Source organism: Kineococcus sp. R86509 (assembly GCF_042466365.1).
In the GTDB taxonomy this organism is placed as follows: Bacteria; Actinomycetota; Actinomycetes; order Actinomycetales; family Kineococcaceae; genus Kineococcus.
In genome coordinates, this window is sequence record NZ_JAXHCE010000001.1 from 2,902,318 (window position 1) to 2,920,516 (window position 18,199).

General features: G+C 71.3%; 16 protein-coding genes. 5 read left to right on the forward strand and 11 right to left on the reverse strand.

Annotation, left to right across the window (positions count from 1 at the left end):
- Window positions 1-117: 117 nt before the first annotated feature.
- From SJY07_RS14275 to SJY07_RS14285, 3 genes are read right to left on the reverse strand one after another with little or no spacing between them, the layout of a single operon-like run.
- Window positions 118-1,143, reverse strand: coding sequence for an NAD(P)-dependent alcohol dehydrogenase (locus SJY07_RS14275; protein WP_380162329.1), 1,026 nt, complete (start codon window positions 1,141-1,143; stop codon window positions 118-120).
- A gap of 5 nt (window positions 1,144-1,148) precedes the next feature.
- Window positions 1,149-1,928 (reverse strand): iron-sulfur cluster assembly protein, encoded by a 780-nt coding sequence (locus tag SJY07_RS14280; protein ID WP_380159994.1) that lies wholly within the window; start codon window positions 1,926-1,928, stop codon window positions 1,149-1,151.
- The gene (locus SJY07_RS14285) at window positions 1,928-2,953 is read right to left on the reverse strand and encodes an amidohydrolase family protein (RefSeq protein WP_380159996.1); all 1,026 of its coding nucleotides are present in this window, start codon (window positions 2,951-2,953) and stop codon (window positions 1,928-1,930) included. The genes SJY07_RS14280 and SJY07_RS14285 overlap by 1 nt, the downstream gene beginning before the upstream one ends.
- 156 nt (window positions 2,954-3,109) lie before the next feature.
- On the opposite strand from SJY07_RS14285, the gene SJY07_RS14290 reads away from it, so the two are divergent.
- Both SJY07_RS14290 and SJY07_RS14295 read left to right on the forward strand, forming a co-directional pair.
- Window positions 3,110-4,591 carry a helix-turn-helix domain-containing protein gene (locus SJY07_RS14290; protein ID WP_380159998.1) on the forward strand — a complete coding sequence of 494 codons (1,482 nt, stop codon included), beginning with the start codon at window positions 3,110-3,112 and terminating at the stop codon, window positions 4,589-4,591.
- Between the two features lie 101 nt (window positions 4,592-4,692).
- Window positions 4,693-5,616 (forward strand): DUF808 domain-containing protein, encoded by a 924-nt coding sequence (locus SJY07_RS14295; protein WP_380160000.1) that lies wholly within the window; start codon window positions 4,693-4,695, stop codon window positions 5,614-5,616.
- A 19-nt stretch (window positions 5,617-5,635) separates the two neighbouring features.
- Here SJY07_RS14295 and SJY07_RS14300 read toward each other — a convergent pair whose 3' ends face one another.
- The 8 genes from SJY07_RS14300 to kdpF form a co-directional block, all read right to left on the reverse strand.
- Entirely contained in the window at window positions 5,636-6,535 is a 900-nt protein-coding gene (locus SJY07_RS14300; protein ID WP_380160002.1) for a transglutaminase domain-containing protein, read from the reverse strand.
- Window positions 6,532-7,221: a transglutaminase family protein gene (locus SJY07_RS14305; protein ID WP_328293572.1), complete on the reverse strand. Its 690-nt coding sequence runs from the start codon at window positions 7,219-7,221 to the stop codon at window positions 6,532-6,534. Before SJY07_RS14305 ends, SJY07_RS14300 begins: the two co-directional genes overlap by 4 nt.
- A gap of 190 nt (window positions 7,222-7,411) precedes the next feature.
- On the reverse strand, window positions 7,412-8,086 hold the full coding sequence (locus SJY07_RS14310; protein WP_328293571.1) for a response regulator transcription factor: 675 nt from the start codon (window positions 8,084-8,086) through the stop codon (window positions 7,412-7,414).
- Window positions 8,083-10,686 carry a DUF4118 domain-containing protein gene (locus SJY07_RS14315; RefSeq protein WP_328293570.1) on the reverse strand — a complete coding sequence of 868 codons (2,604 nt, stop codon included), beginning with the start codon at window positions 10,684-10,686 and terminating at the stop codon, window positions 8,083-8,085. Before SJY07_RS14315 ends, SJY07_RS14310 begins: the two co-directional genes overlap by 4 nt.
- An 8-nt stretch (window positions 10,687-10,694) precedes the next feature.
- Complete coding sequence (gene kdpC, locus SJY07_RS14320; RefSeq protein WP_328293569.1) at window positions 10,695-11,309, reverse strand: potassium-transporting ATPase subunit KdpC; 615 nt, start codon at window positions 11,307-11,309, stop codon at window positions 10,695-10,697.
- Window positions 11,310-11,314: 5 nt separating this feature from the next.
- Window positions 11,315-13,441, reverse strand: coding sequence for a potassium-transporting ATPase subunit KdpB (kdpB, locus tag SJY07_RS14325; protein WP_328293568.1), 2,127 nt, complete (start codon window positions 13,439-13,441; stop codon window positions 11,315-11,317).
- Entirely contained in the window at window positions 13,438-15,105 is a 1,668-nt protein-coding gene (gene kdpA, locus SJY07_RS14330) for a potassium-transporting ATPase subunit KdpA (RefSeq protein WP_380160006.1), read from the reverse strand. Before kdpA ends, kdpB begins: the two co-directional genes overlap by 4 nt.
- 12 nt (window positions 15,106-15,117) lie before the next feature.
- Entirely contained in the window at window positions 15,118-15,207 is a 90-nt protein-coding gene (gene kdpF, locus SJY07_RS14335) for a K(+)-transporting ATPase subunit F (RefSeq protein ID WP_328293566.1), read from the reverse strand.
- A gap of 261 nt (window positions 15,208-15,468) precedes the next feature.
- On the opposite strand from kdpF, the gene SJY07_RS14340 reads away from it, so the two are divergent.
- The 3 genes from SJY07_RS14340 (at window position 15,469) to SJY07_RS14350 (ending at window position 18,198) form a co-directional block, all read left to right on the forward strand.
- Window positions 15,469-16,560 carry a magnesium and cobalt transport protein CorA gene (locus SJY07_RS14340; protein ID WP_328293565.1) on the forward strand — a complete coding sequence of 364 codons (1,092 nt, stop codon included), beginning with the start codon at window positions 15,469-15,471 and terminating at the stop codon, window positions 16,558-16,560.
- 205 nt (window positions 16,561-16,765) lie between these two features.
- On the forward strand, window positions 16,766-17,428 hold the full coding sequence (locus SJY07_RS14345; RefSeq protein ID WP_328293564.1) for an exonuclease domain-containing protein: 663 nt from the start codon (window positions 16,766-16,768) through the stop codon (window positions 17,426-17,428).
- 158 nt (window positions 17,429-17,586) lie between these two features.
- Entirely contained in the window at window positions 17,587-18,198 is a 612-nt protein-coding gene (locus tag SJY07_RS14350) for a hypothetical protein (protein WP_380160009.1), read from the forward strand.
- Window position 18,199: the final 1 nt, after the last annotated feature.

Consider the following 18,199-nt stretch of genomic DNA (forward strand, 5'->3'; position numbering starts at 1 on the left):
CCGCACTCTTGTCGCAGACGCTAGGGCCTTCGAGGACGCCGCAGGTTTCGTCCGTGTGACGAGCGTGTGGCCTGGTGCTGTGAGACCACCCGCTCGTCACTCCGCGTCGACGTGCGGTCAGGGGACGAGGATGGCCCGGCCCCTCACCCGGCCCCCGTCGAGGTCGTCGACCGCGGTCTGGAAGTCGTCGAGGGCGTACTTCACGGTGTGCAGCTTCACCAGACCGCGCGCGGCCAGGGCCATGAGTTCCGTCAGGTCGTTGTACGACCCGACCAGGTTGCCGATGACGTTGATCTCCGCGGAGATGATGTCGATGGTGGGGACGTCGATGTTCTCGCCGTACCCGACGACGTGGTAGTCGCCGGCCTCGCGCAGCATCCTGATCCCCTCAGCGGTGGAGCCGCCCTCGCCGACGAAGTCGACGACGACCTCCGCGCCGCGGCCGTCGGTGAGTTCCAGGACCTGCTCGACCTGGGTCCCGTCGGCCACGACCGCGTGGTGCGCGCCGATCGAGCGGGCCAGCTCCACCGCGTCGGGGTTGCGGTCGACGACGATGATCTCGGCCGCGGTCATCGCCGCCAGCACCTGGATCCCGATGTGGCCCAGACCACCGGCCCCGATGACCACGCACCGGTCCACCGGCCGCAACCGCTGGGCCGCTTTGGCGCACGCGTGGTAAGCCGTCAGGCCGGCGTCGGCCAGGGCGGCGACGTCGGAGGGTTCGAGGGAGTCGTCGATCTTCACGACGCTGCGGGCGGAGGTCTTGAGGTGTTCCGCGTACCCGCCGTCCACGTCGATGCCCGGGAAACCCTTGGCGACGCAGTGGACGTCGTCGCCCGAACGGCACGCGCGGCACAGTCCGCAGGTGGTGTTGGGGTGCAGGATCACCTTGTCGCCCTCGGCGACGTTGGTCACCGCGGAACCGACCGCGCTGACCCAGCCCGCGTTCTCGTGCCCGATCGTGTACGGCAGGGTGACCCCGGACTTCTGCGCCCACTGGCCTTCGAGGATGTGCAGGTCGGTGCGGCAGACCCCGGCCCCGCCGATCTTCACGACGACGTCGAACGGGCTCGTCACCTCGGGGGTGGGGACATCCTGCATCTGCAGCGGCTGGTGGTAGCCCACGACGCGAACGGCTCTCATGGTGCTCATGACGTCGCCTCCGGGTGGACGGTGAGGGGCAGCAGTGGGTGGTCACCGGGTTCGGCGCCTTCCGGCCGGGGAACCTGGTCAGCCGCCGAACCCGGGTAGCGGGTGGCGAGCAGACCCCGGCAGAAGTGCGCGTTGCCGTCGATGGAGATGCGGGTCGAGCGGGCGCGACGCAGTCGCAGCGGGACCTCCGCGCGGGGGTAGGAGTCGCCGTGCTCGTTGACGAGGACCTTGGCGCCGGGTTCCGAGGAGATCCCCAGGGCGACGCGACGACGCACCAGGGCCAGGGTGGTCCGCTCGTCCCGGAGGTCGGCGAGCGTCACCTCACCCAGGTCCTCCTCGCGCAGTTCCGGGTCGGCGCGCAGCAACAGGGTCAGGGCCCGTTCCATGGCCGCGGTGTGCGCCTTGCGGCGGAACGTCAGGCGCAGTTCCTCCAGGTCCTGCTCGGCCTCGTGCCCGAACGTCCCGCGGTAGCCCGCGTCGGCGGCGAGACCGGCGTTGATGAGGTCGGAGTCGTGGTGGTCGTCGAGTTCCACCACGACCCGCTCGACCCAGAACAGGTCCACCAGGACGTCCTTGGCGTCGAAGGCCATGAGGTAGGCGAAGTTCGGCGAGCAGAACGACGTGGGCAGTCGCAGGTGGACCGTGACCGACGCCCCGTCGACGTCGACGGAGCGGACGAAGCCCAGGTCGGTGATGGGTTCGTCGAGTTCCGGGTCCAGGACGACCGACAACGCGTCGGTGACCTCCTGCCGCCGGTCGAGAGTGGTGAGCGTCATCAGGCCACCGCCACGGCCTGCGGCTCCGCCATCGCCGGCGGGTTCGCGACCTGCAGTTCGGCCGGGACGTCGATGCCGTAGACGGCGGCGGCGTTCAGGCCGAGGATCTTCTTCTTCTGGTCCGTGGTCAGCGGTGCGTACTCCGACATGTCCTCGGGGATCTGGAAGTCCACGAACGTCTCGACCAGCCACTTCGGCGTCCACAGCGCGTAGTCGCTGGAGAAGAAGATCCGGTTCTCGTCGAGCCAGTAGAGGAGCTCCCCGATGATCTGCGCGAAGTAGCGCGGCCGGGTGTGCATGAAGGGGATGGCGACGGCCAGGCCTGCGTAGACGTTGGGTTCCTGGGTCGCGATCCAGCAGAAGTCCTCGAGGCGTGGCAGCCCGCAGTGCTCGACGATGAAGTTCAGGTCGGTGAAGTCCGTCGCGGCGTGGTCGACGTCGGCGACGTCGAAGGCGTCGCGGTCCAGGGGCCGGATCGTCGGCCCCTTGTGGACGTGGATGTTCCTGATCCCCAGCTCGCGGCAGACCTCGAGGTAGCGGTAGGTCCAGGGATCGGAGAGCTTGTACCCGCGGGAGTCGCCGTGCCAGTCGGCGGTGTAGAGCTTGACGCCCTTCAGGTGCATCTCCTCCGCGTCCTGGCGCAGCTGGTCGAGGCCGCGTTCACCGTCGCGCGGGTCGAAGTAGTGGTTGTAGGTCAGCTTGTCCGGGTTGGCCCGGGTGATCGCGAGGGCCTCCTCGGTCTGACCGAAACCCTTCTTGTAGAACTCCCCGAGCCGGGCCGGCTGGAAGATCGCGTGGTCGACGTAGCCGATGTCGAAGAGGTCGTGGAGCAGGCGCTCACCGCCCTGGTAGAGGTACTCCTCGTAGGACCACAGCTCCGAGGCCGGGCTGAGGTTGCGGTGGTAGTCGTAGAAGCAGTCGATGAACTGCTTGCCGTGGACGTTGCGCTGGTTCTCGGGGCGGGCGTCCCACAGCGCGACGTGCGCGTCGAGGATGAAGTACTTCTCGCCGTCCTTGGTGTACATGCTGCTCTCCATCTCCGGTGACGGGGCGGTGCGTGGGCACGACCGTAGGGACGCCGGGGGTCGCTGCGGTGGTTCCGGTGTCTCACTTTGAGACGGCGACCCTCGTGCGGGCGGGTGTCGAGGTCGTACGCTGGGTCCACCACGAGGGAGGTGGGCGTGAGCGACGGTGCTCGACGGCAGGAGACCGGACGCCTCGACCCGCGCCCGGTGCGCGGCGGGGTCCAGGTCGACGACCGGCTGGCTGCGTCCTGGCGTCGCAGCGAGGACTACGGCGTGCGCACCGGGGACGTCGAACCGGTCTTCTCCGGGACGTGGGAACGGGAGTCGCTGTTCTACGAGTGCGGCCGCGAGGTGCTGACCGGACTGCACCGCACGCTCGTCGACGAACCCGTCAGCCTCATGCTCACCGACGCCGAAGGCCTCGTGCTCAACCGGCTCTCGGGCGACACCTCGCTGCTGCGCAGCCTGGACGCCGTGCACCTCGCCCCGGGGTTCGCGTTCTCCGAGCGCGAGGCCGGGACCAGCGGGCTCGGACTCGCGCTCGCCGACCGGTTGCCGACCGTCGTCCGCGCCGAGCAGCACTACAGCGCCAGCCTCGCCGGCTACACCTGCGCCGCCGTCCCCGTGCTCGACCCGCTGAGCGGCCGGCTCGAGGGCAGCGTCAACATCACCACCTGGGCCGAGCAGCCCGGGAAGCTGCTGCTCGCCCTCGCGCAGTCCGCGGCCGGCGCGACGTCGGCCCTCATGCTGGCCCGCTCGCGCGGCCGCACCCCGCGGCCCGCCCCGCGCGGGGAGGTGTTCCACGTGCAGCACGGAACCCTCGAGCCGGGCAGCGGGACGGTCGAGGGCCTCTCCCGGGCCTGGCGCGAGGCGTCGGCGCAGTGCGAACGCTCCGTGCGCGAGGGGCGGGTCGTCGTGGCGGTCGGGGAACGCGGCGCCGGTCGCTCGACCCTGCTCGCCCAGGCGGTGCGCCGGGTCCGCCCGCACGACCGGATCCTGTCGGCGAGCCCACCCGCCGCGCAGGACCTCGAACGGTGGCTGGCGCTGTGGTCACCGGAACTCGGCAAGGCCGACACCGCCGTCGTCGTGTGCGAGGTCGACCACCTCCCGGCCCGGGTGGCGGAGGAACTGCGCGCCCTCATCGCCGCCGCCCGCAGGCTGCGACCGGACCTCCCCGTCGTCCTCACCGCCGAGGACCTCGCGGAGGTCCCCGCTCCGCTCGCCGTGCTCGTCGACGCCGTCGTGGCCGTCCCGCCGCTGCGCGAGCGACCTTCCGACGTCCTCCCGCTCGCCGCGCACGTCGTCCGGCACACCCGCGGCCGCGACCTCGAGATCACCCCCGCGGCGGCTCGGGCCCTGGAGGGCTGCTCCTGGCCGGGCAACGTCGACCAGCTGCACGCCGTGGTCAGGCGCGCTGCGCTGCAGGCGGACACGATCGACGTGCGGCACCTCCCCGCCGAGGTGTTCAGCGGGTCCTCGCACCGGCTGAGCCGGCTGGAGACCGTCGAACGCGAGGAGATCGTGCGCTGCCTCACCACGCCCGGGATGAGCGTGAAGCAGGCCGCCGAGGAACTCGGGATGAGCCGCGCGACGATCTACCGGAAGGTCGCGCAGTACGACCTGCACATCCCCCGCTGACGTCGCCGGTCTCCTGCGGGTGGGGCGCTGCGGGCTCTCGTGACAACCTGGGCGCGTCCTGGACGCACGTCCGGGGCCTTGACGACGGAAGGATCCCGCGCGTGAGCGGTGGACTCGTGGCCCTGCTGGACGACGTGGCGCTCATCGCCCGGGCGGCGGCCGCCTCGATGGACGACATCGGCGCCGCAGCCGCCAAGGCCGGCGCGAAGGCGGCCGGGGTCGTCGTCGACGACGCGGCCGTCACCCCGCAGTACGTCCGGGGTCTCACCCCCGACCGTGAACTGCCGATCATCAAGCGGATCGCCATCGGGTCGCTGCGCAACAAGCTGCTGATCATCCTGCCGGTGATCCTGCTGCTGAGTCAGTTCGCGGACTTCCTGCTCACCCCGATCCTCATGCTCGGGGGCGCCTACCTCAGCTTCGAGGGCGCGGAGAAGGTCTGGGCCAAGGTCAGCGGTCACGGCCACGGCGCGGACGAGGGACCCAAGGACGAGAAGACCGTCGTCGCCGGCGCGATCCGCACCGACCTCATCCTGTCCGCGGAGATCATGGTGATCTCGCTCAACGAGGTGGCCGACCAGCCGTTCTTCGCGCGCCTGGTCATCCTGATCATCGTCGGCGTGCTCATCACCCTGCTCGTCTACGGGGCGGTCGGGCTGATCGTGAAGATGGACGACGTCGGCCTGAACCTCGCGCGTCGCGACGGCGCCGGCACCGCCCGGTTCGGTCGCGGCCTGGTCGCGGCGATGCCGAAGCTGCTGACGTTCCTCACCGTCGTCGGCACGGCCGCCATGCTGTGGGTCGGCGGGCACATCCTGCTCGTCGGGACCGACGAACTCGGCTGGCACCCCGTCTACTCCTTCGTGCACCACCTCGAGGAGGCCGCGCACGACGCGACCGGCGCCCTCGGCGGTGTCGTCGGCTGGTTGGTGAACACGTTCTCCAGCGCGGTGATCGGGCTCGTCGTGGGTGCGGTGATCGTGCTCGTCCTGTCCGTCACGGTGCACCGCAAGAAGGCGCACTGACGCGGACCGCCGCGACGGATCAGGCGAGCGAGACGACCCCGAGCCGGCGGGTGGAGCTCAACTGCCCGGACAGCGGCCCCTCGTAGGTCCCCGCGGTGGGGGCGACGTCGGCGTAGTCGCGGCCGGTCGCGATGGTCAGGTACCCCCGACCGGCGCGGCGGTCGTTGCAGGGGTCGAACGGGATCGCGACGACGCGGTCCCCGGCGTCGACGAGCACCTCGAACCAGGCGTGCGTCCCGCCCTGGCCCAGCAGGTGGCCCGAGACGTAGCGGGCGGGCAGACCCAGCTCGTGGCAGAGCGCCAGGGCGATGTGCGCGTAGTCCTGGCAGACACCCCGGCCACCGGCGAGGGCCTGCGCGGCGGTCGTCGAGGTCCCGGTGATCCCGAACTCGTAGGTCATCCGGGCGTGCACGGCCGAGCAGATCCGCTGCGCTGTGTCCTCGGGGCGCTCGCCGTCGCGGTGGAGCTCCGCGGCCCAGTCGTGCAGCGCGGCGTCGGGGGTCGTGAGGCGGGTCAGCTGCCGCCAGCGGGCGTCGCGCAGCGCCTTCGACGGCAGTTCCGCGAGACGGCGGTCGCCGGCGCGCTCGACGTGGGCCGTGAGCCGGAACTCGATGAACTCCTCGACCCGGTCGGCGCTGACCCGCACCACGCTGCTGCTGTCGCTGCTGCCGCCGTGGTGACGGATGGTCTTGCGCGAGACCGCGCCCAGCACGTCGAGGGAGTGGTGGACCAGCGTCGCGTCGCCGTGGCGGGCCGGCGGGACGATGACGAGGCGCTGGCGCACCGACGTGACGGGCTCGGTGTAGTCGTAGCGGAACGTCTGCTCCAGGCGGTACGTGACTCGCGCTGCCCCCTCGAGGTCGAGGGCGCGGTGGTCGAGGAGGCCCGGCCGGGTGGTCACTCCGGCTGTCAACGTCATGAGATCTCCTCGGCGTGAACGACCATCGACTCCAGCAACGGTGCCCCGAACGTCGTCAACATGGCGACGTCGGACGCGTCGCGGCCCCGTCCGATCAGAACACGGCCCTTCATCCGGGTGTTGTTGCGGGGGTCGAACGTCCACCAGCGATCGCCCAGCCAGACCTCCATCCAGGCCGCGAAGTCACTGGGGGCGTCGGTCGGCTCGATGTCGATCTCGGGCAGGTAGCCGAAGACGTAGCGGGCGGGGATGTTCAGGGCCCGGCAGAAGGTGATGGCCAGGTGGGTGAAGTCGCGGCAGACGCCGTAGCCGCTGGCGTTGACGTCGGCCGCCGTGGAGAGGGCGGTGCTGCTGCCGTACTGGAACTGCAGGTGCTTGTTGACGTGGTCGCAGATGGCCTGGACCCGTCGGTAGCCGCGCGGGGTCTCGGCGAACAGGGTCCACGCCTCGTCGGCCAGGACGTCCGGGACGACGTAGCGACTGGGCAGGGTGTAGAGCAGCACCTCGTCCGGCAGGTCGGTCGGGGCGATCTCGGGTGCGTCCTCGTCGGCGTCCTCGGGCGCGTCCGCGACCTCGGCGACGGCGTCGTAGCGCAGGACCGAACGGCCGGCCGGGAGCGTGAAGCGCACGCACTCGTTGCCGTAGACGTCGGTGTACGTCCGGCGCTCCATACCGGGCTCGGTCACCCACTGCTCGTCACTGATGGCGACGTCTTCGTCACGTCGAGGTGTGACCTGGGCGATGGCCGGGACACTCCACTGCGCAGAGTGAACGAACTCGCACCCGATGTGCACACGTCTCGTCGTCATACCCCACCCTCTCCTACCCGGGTTTCGTCGGTGTTTCCGACGGGCGCGCGACCCGGCGGCGATCGGGTCACGGGTCGAACCGGTACCCCATCCCGGGCTCGGTGATGAGGTGGCGCGGACGCGCGGGATCGTCCTCGAGCTTGCGCCTCATCTGCGCGAGGTAGACCCGCAGGTAGTTCGTCTGGTGGCCGTAGGTCGGTCCCCACACCTCGCTCAGCAGGCGTTGCTGACCGACCAGCCGGCCGGCCTGCCCGAGCAGGACCCGCAGCAGCCGCCACTCGATGGGCGTGAGCTTCACCGTCGCCCCGTGCCGGGTGACCGACGGTGCGTCGAGGTCGATGCGCAGGGCCCCGGCCTCGAACAGGGTGTGCTGCCGGACCGGCCTCGCGTCCCGCCGCGTGGCGGCCCGCAACCGGGCGATGAGCACCTCGAAGCTGAACGGCTTGGTGACGTAGTCGTCGGCGCCGGCGTCGAGGGCGGCGACGGTGTCCGCGGTCGACGTGCGGGCCGTGAGCACCACGACGGGTGTCCTGCCGCGTTCCCGCAGCCGGCTCAGCACCTCGAGGCCGTCCATGTCGGGCAGCCCGAGGTCCAGGAGGACGACGTCCGGCTCCCGCTCGGCCAGGGTCAGCGCGGTCCGGCCGTCGGCGGCGGTCGAGACGTCCCAGCCGCGGGCGCTGAGGTGGATGTCGAGGGTCCGCCGCAGCCCGGGTTCGTCCTCCACGACGAGGACGCGGCTCACACCGTGCCGACCGGGGATCCGGTGTCCGAGCGCGACCCGGTCTCGGCCAGTTCGTGGGCGTTCCCGGCGAGAGGGAGGTCGAGCACCATGGTCAGCCCCCCTCCGGGGGTGTCCTCGGCCAGGAGGCGACCGCCGACGGCCTCGGCCAGGCCGCGGGCGACGGCGAGACCCAGGCCGAGGCCCGCGCCGGAACGGTCACCCAGACGCTGGAAGGGGGTGAAGGCCTGTTCCTTCGCCGCCGCGGGCAGACCGGGTCCGTGGTCGACCACGAGCAGGCGAACCCTCCGGTCGGAGTTCTCGACGCTCTCCTGGACGTGGATCTCGACCCCGCTCCCCGGGCGGTCCCCCGCGGCCCTCCCGTGGCGCAGCGCGTTCTGCACCAGGTTCGTGACGACCCGCTGCAGGAGGCCGGGATCGGTGGAGACGAGGGGCAGGTCCTCGGGGACGGTGACGCGGTCGACACCCGGACCGACCTCGGCGACGACGAGTTCGAGGACGTCGTGCAGGGAGACCACGAGCATGTGCGGTTCGACGATCCCGCTCCGCACGCGGGTGAGGTCGAGCAGGTCGTCGATGAGCGCCTGCAGCCGGTCGGCGGAGTCGGCGACCCCGGCGAGCAGCTCCGCACGGTCGGCCTCGCCGAGCTGGATGTCGACGGCTCGCAGGCTGTCCACGGACGCCTTCAGCGTCGCCAGCGGGGTGCGCAGGTCGTGGGAGACGGCGGTCAGCAGCGCACCGCGGACGGCGTCGCCCTCTTCCAGCCGGCGGACCTGGGCGGCCTCGGCGCGCAACCGCTGCCGTTGGCGCAGCGCGGCGATCTGGGCGGCGAAGGCCTCCAGGACGCGTCGGTCGTCGGCGCTGAGGAGGCGTCCGCGCAAGGCCAGGGAGAACGTGTCCTCGACGACGACCTCGGCGTCCCCCTCTGCGGGGGTCGTGCAGACCGGGGCCCCGGCGGTGGTGGTGATGCGCCAGGGCGCCGCGGCGTCGTCGCGTTCGAGGAGGGTGACGGAGTCGACCGCGAAGGTGCGACGGGTGTGCTCCATCGCCTCGTCGAGGGGGTGGGTGGCGACGAGCGCCGTGCGGGTCAGCACCGACAACGCCTCCGTCTCGGCGCGACTGCGGGTGGCCTCGACCGTGCGTCGGGCGGCGCGGTCGACGGTGTTCGAGACCGCGACGGCCACGAGCAGGAAGACGGCGAGGGCGACGGCGTTCGCGGGCTGGGCGATGGTCAGCTGGTGCACGGGTGGGGTGAAGAACCAGTTCACCGCCAGGCTCCCGAGGAACGCCGAGGCCAGCGCCGGCCAGACCCCGCCGGCGAGGGCGGAGACCACGACGACGACGAGGAAGGCCATGAGGTCGGTGGCGAGTTCCTGCTGCGGGACGGCCACCAGCAGCAGCGTGACCAGCGCCGGGCCGACGAGGGCCAGCACCCACCCCAGCATCCGACGGTTGCGGGAGAGGGCCGCACGGGCCGGGGCGGGTAGCCGCAACGCCTGACCCTGCTGGTCGTGGGTGACGACGAGGACGTCGATGGCACCGGAACCGCGGACGACGGCATCGCCGACCCCGGAGCGGAACAACGAGGACAGGCCCCCGTGCCGGCTCGCGCCGACCACGATCTGCGCGGCGTTCAGACCCTTCGCGAACCCGAGGACGGATTCGGCGACGTCGTCCCCGACGACCTGGTGGTAGGTGCCGCCGAGGTTCTCGACCAGCGTCCGCTGGGCGGCGAGGCGGGCGGGGGAGGTGCGGACGAGACCGTCGCCGCTGGCGACGTGGACGGCGTGCAGTTCCCCCCCGGCCCCCCGGCCGGCGATGCGGGCGGCGCGGCGGACCAGCGTCTCGCCCTCCGCGCCGCCGGTGAGGGCGACGACGACCCGCTCGCGGGTCGGCCAGCTCGTCGAGATGCCCTGCTGGGCGCGGTACCGCTCCAGCCCTTCGTCGACGCGGTCGGCCAGCCAGAGCAGGGCGAGTTCGCGCAGGGCCGTCAGGTTGCCGATGCGGAAGTAGTTCGACAGCGCCGCGTCGACCTTCTCCTCGGCGTAGACGTTACCGTGGGAGAGCCTGCGCTGCAGCGCCTCAGGCGTCATGTCGACGAGTTGTACCTGCTCGGCGCGGCGCAGCACCTCGTCGGGCAGGGTTTCCCGCTGCACCACGCCGGTGATGGACTCGACGACGTCGTTGAGGGATTCGAGGTGCTGGATGTTGACCGTGGAGACGACGTCGATCCCGGCGGCCAGGAGTTCCTGGACGTCCTGCCAGCGCTTCTCGTGGCGGGAACCGGGAGCGTTGGTGTGGGCGAGTTCGTCGACGACGGCCACCTCGGGCTGGCGGGCCAGGACGGCGTCGAGGTCCATCTCCTGCACGGCGACACCGCGGTGTTCGACGCTGCGGCGGGGGAGCACCTCGAGGGAACCCAGGGCCGCGGCGGTCTGCGGACGGCCGTGGGTCTCGACCACCGCGACCACGACGTCCACCCCGCGTTCGCAGCGTCGACGGGCCTCGTCCAGCATCGTGAACGTCTTGCCGACCCCGGGCGCCGCCCCGAGGAACACCCGCAACCGTCCCCGGCGCTCGTTCGCGTACCGCTCCCTCAGCACCGGCCGACTCAGCCCTGTGCCAGGCGCTTCAGGGCGAGGTTGAGCTCGAGCACGTTGACGTGGGGTTCACCGAGGAAACCCAGCGCCCGGTCCTGGGTGTGCTCGGCGACCAGGGTGGCGACGGCCTGGTCGGTGAGGCCGCGGGCGGCGGCGACGCGGGCGATCTGCTGCTGCGCGTACTCGGGGGAGATGTCGGGGTCGAGACCGCTGCCGGAGGCGGTGAGGGCGTCCGGGGCGACGTCGGCCGGGGCGATCCCGTCGGCGGCGGCGACGGCCGCCCGGCGTTCCTCGACGAGCTTCGCCAGGTCGGTGGACTCGGGGCCGAGGTTCGAGGCCGAGGAGGCCAGCGGGTCGTACCCGTCGCCGGCGGCGGAGGGACGGGAGGCGAACCACTCGTCGCCGTCGAAGGTCTGGCCGATGATCGCCGAGCCGACCGGGGTCCCGCCGACGCTGACGACCTGGCCGTCGGCGCGGCCGGGGACGAATCGGCCCACGCCGTAGACGGCGAGCGGGTAGATCACGCCGAGCAGGAGGGTGGCGCCCACGAGGAGGACCAGACCGGTGCGGGACTGGCGCAGCAGGTTCGAGATGGAGGCCGAGGGGCGCAGCGTGGTGGTGGACATGGTGATCAGCCGATCCCGGGGATGGTGGAGATGACGAGGTCGAGGAGCTTGATGCCGATGAACGGGACGACGATCCCGCCGAGGCCGTAGACCAGCAGGTTGCGACGCAGCAGGGCCGCCGCGCTGGAGGGCCGGTAACGCACCCCGCGCAGGGCCAACGGGATGAGCGCGACGATGACGAGGGCGTTGAACACGACGGCGGAGACGATGGCCGACTCCGGGGTCGAGAGCCGCATGATGTTCAGCGCGTCGAGCTGCGGGAACGTCGTGACGAACATCGCCGGGATGATGGCGAAGTACTTGGCGATGTCGTTGGCGATGGAGAACGTGGTCAGCGCGCCGCGGGTGATGAGCAGCTGCTTGCCGATCTCGACGATCTCGATGAGCTTCGTCGGGTTCGAGTCCAGGTCGACCATGTTCCCGGCCTCCTTCGCGGCGGAGGTACCGGTGTTCATCGCCACCCCGACGTCGGCCTGGGCCAGCGCCGGTGCGTCGTTCGTGCCGTCACCCATCATCGCGACGAGCCGCCCGCCGGACTGCTCCCGGCGGATGAGTTCCAGCTTGTCCTCCGGGGTGGCCTCGGCCAGGACGTCGTCGACGCCGGCCTCGAGGGCGATGGCCTGCGCGGTGCGGGCGTTGTCCCCGGTGACCATCACGGTCCGGATGCCCATGGCGCGCAGCTGCTCGAAGCGTTCGCGCATGCCCTCCTTGACGACGTCCTTGAGGTGGATGACCCCGAGGACGCGGGCCCGACCGTCGCGGTTCTCGGCGACGACGAGTGGGGTTCCGCCCGCGGTGGAGATGTCCTCGACGGCCTGGTCGACCTCACGGGCGACGTCACCGCCGAGTTCGCGGACCCAGCGGGTCGCGGCCGCGGCTGCGCCCTTGCGGACCTGGCGTTCACCCTCGTCGGTGACGAGGTCGACCCCGGACATGCGGGTCTGGGCGGTGAACGGGACGAAGGTCGCCCCGGGCAGTTCCCCGTCCGCCCGGCCCCGCAGGCCGTAGCGCTCCTTGACCAGGACGACGACGGAACGGCCCTCGGGAGTCGCGTCGGCGAGGCTGGACAACTGGGCGGCGTCGGCGAGTTCCGTGATGTCGATCCCCGGCGCGGCGACGAGTTCGTGGGCCTGCCGGTTCCCGAGGGTGATGGTGCCGGTCTTGTCGAGGAGCAGCGTCCCGACGTCACCGGCGGCCTCGACGGCCCGCCCGGACATGGCCAGGACGTTGCGCTGCACCAACCGGTCCATACCGGCGATCCCGATCGCGGAGAGCAGCGCCCCGATCGTGGTCGGGATGAGGCAGACCAGCAGGGCCACCAGCACGATGAGGGACTGCGGCCGCCCGGAGTAGATGGCCATGGGCTGCAACGTGACCACGGCGAGCAGGAACACCAGGGTGAGACTGGCGAGCAGGATGTTCAGGGCGATCTCGTTGGGCGTGCGCTGACGCGAGGAACCCTCGACGAGAGCGATCATCCGGTCGACGAAGCTCTCCCCGGGTTTCGCGGTGATCCGCACTACGATCCGGTCCGAGAGGACCGTCGTCCCACCGGTGACGGCGCTGCGGTCGCCGCCGGACTCGCGGATGACCGGAGCGGACTCGCCCGTGATGGCCGACTCGTCGACGCTGGCGACCCCGTCGACGACGTCGCCGTCACCGGGGACGGTCTGGCCCGCTTCGACGACCACGAGGTCACCGACCCGCAACTGGCTGGAGGGGACGTTGACCTCGTCGCCGTGGAACCCGGTGGGGTCCACCAGCCGACGCGCGGTGGTGTCCGAGCTGACTTTGCGCAGGGACGCCGCCTGGGCGCGGCCGCGCCCTTCGGCGACGGCCTCGGCGAGGTTGGCGAACAGGACCGTGATCCACAGCCAGGCGACGATGACCCAGGCGAAGACCGACGGGTCGGTGATCGCCAGCACGGTGGAGAGCGCGGCACCGATGGCGACGACGAACATGACCGGCGTCCGCACGAGGTGGCGCGGGTCGAGCTTCCGGAACGCGTCCGGGAGGGAACTCACGAGCTGGCGCGGGCTGAAGGCACCGCTCGCGATCCGGTGCGGTCCCGCGCTCGCGGGGTTTCCCGCCGCGGCGGGGTTCGTGGTGTCGGGGAGGGTCGGAGTGCTCATGCGAGTGCCTCTGCGAGGGGTCCGAGGGCGAGGGCGGGGAAGAAGGTGAGACCGGTGACGACGACCACGACGGCCGCGTGCATGCCGGCGAACGTGACGGTCTGGGTGGGCAGGGTCCCGGCGGTGACGCTGGCGGGTCGCTGCCGGGCGAAGGTGCCGGCGAGGGCGATGACCAGCAGCATCGGGAGGAACCGGCCGATGTACATGCACAGTCCGAGGGCGACGTTGTAGAACGGCGTGTTGACGCTGACCCCGGCGAAGGCACTGCCGTTGTTGTTCGCCGTCGAGGCGAAGGCGTACAGCATCTCGCTGAGACCGTGCGGCCCGGAGTTCAGCATCATCGCGCGGGTGGACTCGCTCGAGAGCGCGATCGCCACGCCGACGAGCAGCGCGAACGGGGTGGCCAGGATGTAGAGCGCGGCCAGGGTGATCTCGCGCTGGCCGATCTTCTTGCCCAGGTACTCCGGGGTCCGTCCGACCATCAACCCGGCGACGAACACGGTGATGATCGCCAGGACGAGCATCCCGTAGAGGCCCGAACCGACGCCACCGGGGGTGACCTCGCCCAGCATCATGTTGACCAGCAGGGCGCCGCCGCCGAGGGCGGTGTAGCTGTCGTGGAAGGAGTTCACGGCCCCCGTCGACGTCGACGTCGTCGCCGTCGCGAACAGGGCCGAGGCCCACTCGCCGAACCGGGTCTCCTTGCCCTCCATGGCCGCGCCGACGGCCTGCGGGACGGTGCCCAGGGCGTGGGTCTCGGCGTAGAGCGTGACGGCGCTGGAGACGGCGAAGATGCCGGCCATCACGGCGAGGATCGCGCCCCCCTGGCGCTGGTTGCCGACCAGCGTCCCGAACGTGCGGGGCAGGCTGAAGGGGATCGCGAGGATGAGGAAGATCTCGAACAGGTTGGAGATCGCGGTCGGGTTCTCGAAGGGGTGCGCGGAGTTGGCGTTGAAGAACCCACCACCGTTGGTGCCGAGTTCCTTGATGGCCTCCTGCGAGGCGATCGGGCCCCCGACGATCGATTGCGTCCCGCCGGTCAGGGTCGTGTACGCGGTCGCGCCGGTGAAGTTCTGCACGACCCCGGTGAGGACGAGGACGATCGCGGCGAGGAAGGCCAGCGGCAGCAGGATGCGCAGGGTGCTGCGCACCAGGTCCACCCAGAAGTTGCCGATGGTGCCGGTCCCGACGCGGACCAGGCCCCGGACCAGGGCGACCGCGACGCAGAGGCCGACGGCGGCGGAGAGGAAGTTCTGGACCGCCAGGCCGCCCATCTGCACCAGGTGCCCCAGCGCGGACTCCCCGGAGTAGGACTGCCAGTTCGTGTTCGTCACGAACGACACCGCGGTGTTCCACGCCTGGGTCGGTTCCATGCCGCCGAAACCCAGCGACAGCGGGAGGTGGCCCTGCAGGCGCAGGAACGCGTAGAGGAAGAGGATCGAGACGGTCGAGAAGCCGAGGACGGAGAGGGCGTAGACCGGCCACCGGGTGTCGGCGTCACCGTCGACGCGCAGGACGCGGTAGATCCCCCGTTCCACCCGCAGGTGCTTCGCGCTGGTGAGGGTGCGGGCCATGTAGTCGCCGAGAGGAACGTGGACCGCGGCGAGCAGGACGACGAGGAGGCCGATCTGGAGCAGGCCGGCGGTGCTGTCGGAGAGCGTCATCAGTGGTTCCCGTCAGAACTTCTCGGGGCGCAGCAGCGCGTAGAGCAGGTATCCGGCGACGAGGACCGACAGGACGAGTCCGGTGGCCCCCTCGAGGCTCATCGGCGCTCCAGCGCGCGGACCAGGAGGGTCGCGGCGAGGGCCAGGACGAGCGTGAGGGCGGTGAAGCCGACATCCAGCACGGGGACTCCAGAGAAGGTGTGTGGGGCACGTGTGTGCTCGATCAGAGAAGCACCCGCGACACCGTGATCAGGGCGGTCCTGACGCCCTCTTGACGCCCGTCCCCGGATCTTGACGGCATCTTGACGGCCCCCACTGCGCGAGCTCGTCCACCGGGCCGGCGGGGGGACCGACACTGGGCCCGTGGCCAGAGCGCACCGACACCCGACCGACGACGCCACCCGGCACGCCCCGGAGGCCGGTGCGTCGCTGGCGGCGCTGCCGGTCGTGGCCTGCAAGCTCTACCGCCCCGGGACGGCGCCGCAGGTCGTGCACGACGTGACGCAGGCCCTGCAGCAGGCGCAGTCCTCCGGCGGCTTCGTCTGGATCGGGTTGAACGCCGCCTCGGCGGCCGACGTCCACCGGCTCACGTCGATCTTCGACCTGCCGGCGCTGGCGGTGGAGGACGCCGTGAACGCGCACCAGCGGCCCAAGTTCGAGCGCTACGGCGGCCAGAGCTTCGCGGTGCTGAAACCCGTCCGCTACGTCGACCACGACGAGGTGGTCGACGTCAGCGAGATCGCCCTCTTCCTCGGCCGGAACTTCGTCGTCACCGTTCGCCACGGTGACTCCACCGTCGTCGCCGACGTCCGGGCCGACGTCGACCTCCTGGCCTCGGAGCCGGTGGGTCCGGCCTCGGTCCTCTACCGCCTGGTGGACCGCGTCGTCGACGGTTACCTCGACGCGGTCGACGGCATCGCCGTGGACGTCGAGGACATCGAGGAACGGGTCTTCGGCGGCGCCGACGACGAGCACGCCGAACGCATCTACAAGCTCAAGCGGGAGGTGCTGGAGTTCAAGCGCGCCGTCGTCCCCCTGTGCGCACCCCTCCAGCGGCTCGTCGAAGGAGAGGCGTTCGTCCCCGGCGAGGTTCCCGGCCACGAGGAGCAGCGTCAGCGTTCGGCCACCTACCGGGACGTCCTGGACCACCTCCTGCGGGCCGCGGACGCCATCGACGGGTACGACCGTCTCCTCACCGACGTCCTCCAGGCGCACCTGGCCCAGGTCAGCGTCCGTCAGAGCCGCGTCGCCGCACAGCAGAACGAGGACATGCGCCGGATCTCGGCGTGGGCGGCGATCGCCCTCGTTCCCACCGCGATCGCCGGCATCTACGGGATGAACTTCGACAACATGCCCGAACTGTCGACCCGCTACGGCTACTTCGTCGTGCTCGCGGTCATCGTCAGCATCTGCACGGCGTTGTACGCCGTCCTCAAGGCGAAGAAGTGGTTGTGAGCGTCGGCGCCGAGATCGCGTCGGTCAGGACCCGCTGCTGAGCGCCGCGCTCCCGGCGGGGCCTCCGTCGGGCACCGGCTCGTCGTACCCGTGACCGACCGCCCCCACGTTCGGAAGCCGTTCGAACGCAACGCCTCGCCCGTCCGGGGTCGTGTCGGACCCCTCTGTCATCGTCTGTCCTGTTCGACAGGCAAGGAGAGACCCGATGACCGTCATCGACCCCACCGCGCGCTTCCCCCGCGCGGTCACCCGGCGCTACCGGCACCGCTACGCCGTGCTGGACGTCGAGACGACGGGTCTGCGCCCGGACGCGGGGGACAGGGTCGTCCAGATCGCCGTGACGCTGCTGGACCACCACGGGGTCGTCGAACGGAGCTGGTCGACGCTGGTCGACCCGCAGCGCGATCCCGGACCCACCCACGTGCACGGCATCACCGCCGAACGGCTCGTCGGCGCCCCCACCTTCGGCGAGATCGCGCCGCAGGTCGCCCAACTCCTGGCCGGGCGGGTCTTCGTGGCCCACAACGCCCGGTTCGACTGGAAGTTCGTGACCGCCGAGATGCGGTCCGCCGGTGTGGACCTCCCGGTCCGGGAACGGCTGTGCACGTGGAAGCTGGCGCAGCGCCTCGACCTCCCGGTGGAGAACCTGAAGCTCGCGACGCTCGCCCGGCACTGGGGTGTGCAGCAGTTGCGCGCCCACGACGCCGAGGACGACACCCGGGTCCTGGTCGAGGTGCTGCGGGAGGCGCTCGTCACGGCCGCGGAGCAGCGCGTGCGGCTGCCGGTGGTCACGCCGCGGGGGGTCGCTCCGCTGTCCCGGTCCGGTCGGATCCGTGCTCGGCTGCGGGGTTGGCTGCGCCTGCCGTGAGGTGAGCCGTGCTCGTCGGGGGGCGGCTTCCGTGCGATGGTGGGGGCGGACGCCCCTCCAACGAAGCCGCTGTCCGGCGGTCCGGTCGGCGCGCCGGGGGCGAGTTCGTCGGCTCTTCTGCACCTCGTGCAGCGCTCGATGAGGCGAGGAGCCCATCCGTGGCCGACTTCATGTTCTGCACCAACTGCCAGGACGACGCGCAGATGCAGCTGCCCATGAGCGCCCCTGACGGCGGTGTGATCCACACCTGCCTCGACGACCACGGCGGTACCGGTCCCTGGGTCTTCACCGTCTACCCCGCGATCGAGTCCACCCGGACCGTGCGGCGCACGGCCGCCCGGGTGGAGAACGGCGGCGTGACCGCCGACCTCCTCGAACCCTTGTCGCAGGTCTTCGAGGTCGGCGGCCCCTGGCTGGAGTTCGGCGTGGTCGAGGCCCGCCTGCGTGAGCGCGCCCCCGAGGTCTTCGCCAAGCACGTCGCCGAAGCCGGTCACACGATGTTCGGTCCGACCTCCAACACCGCGTCCGGTCGGATCGCGATGGCGCTGAGCGCCCTGCGCGCCCGCGGCAAGGTCGCCGGTTTCGTCGGCAAGAGCACCGGGACCCCGTGGCGTGGGCGCACGATCAGCCACTGGTGCCTGGACGGGAACACCCCGCGCACCGAGGTCCTGTCCTGGGTCCAGCACCGCGAGGCCCTCGGGCTGAGCGAGGACTGGACCGACGAGGACCGCGCCGGGCTCACCCCCGCTGCGGTGACCGTCGGCGTCTGAG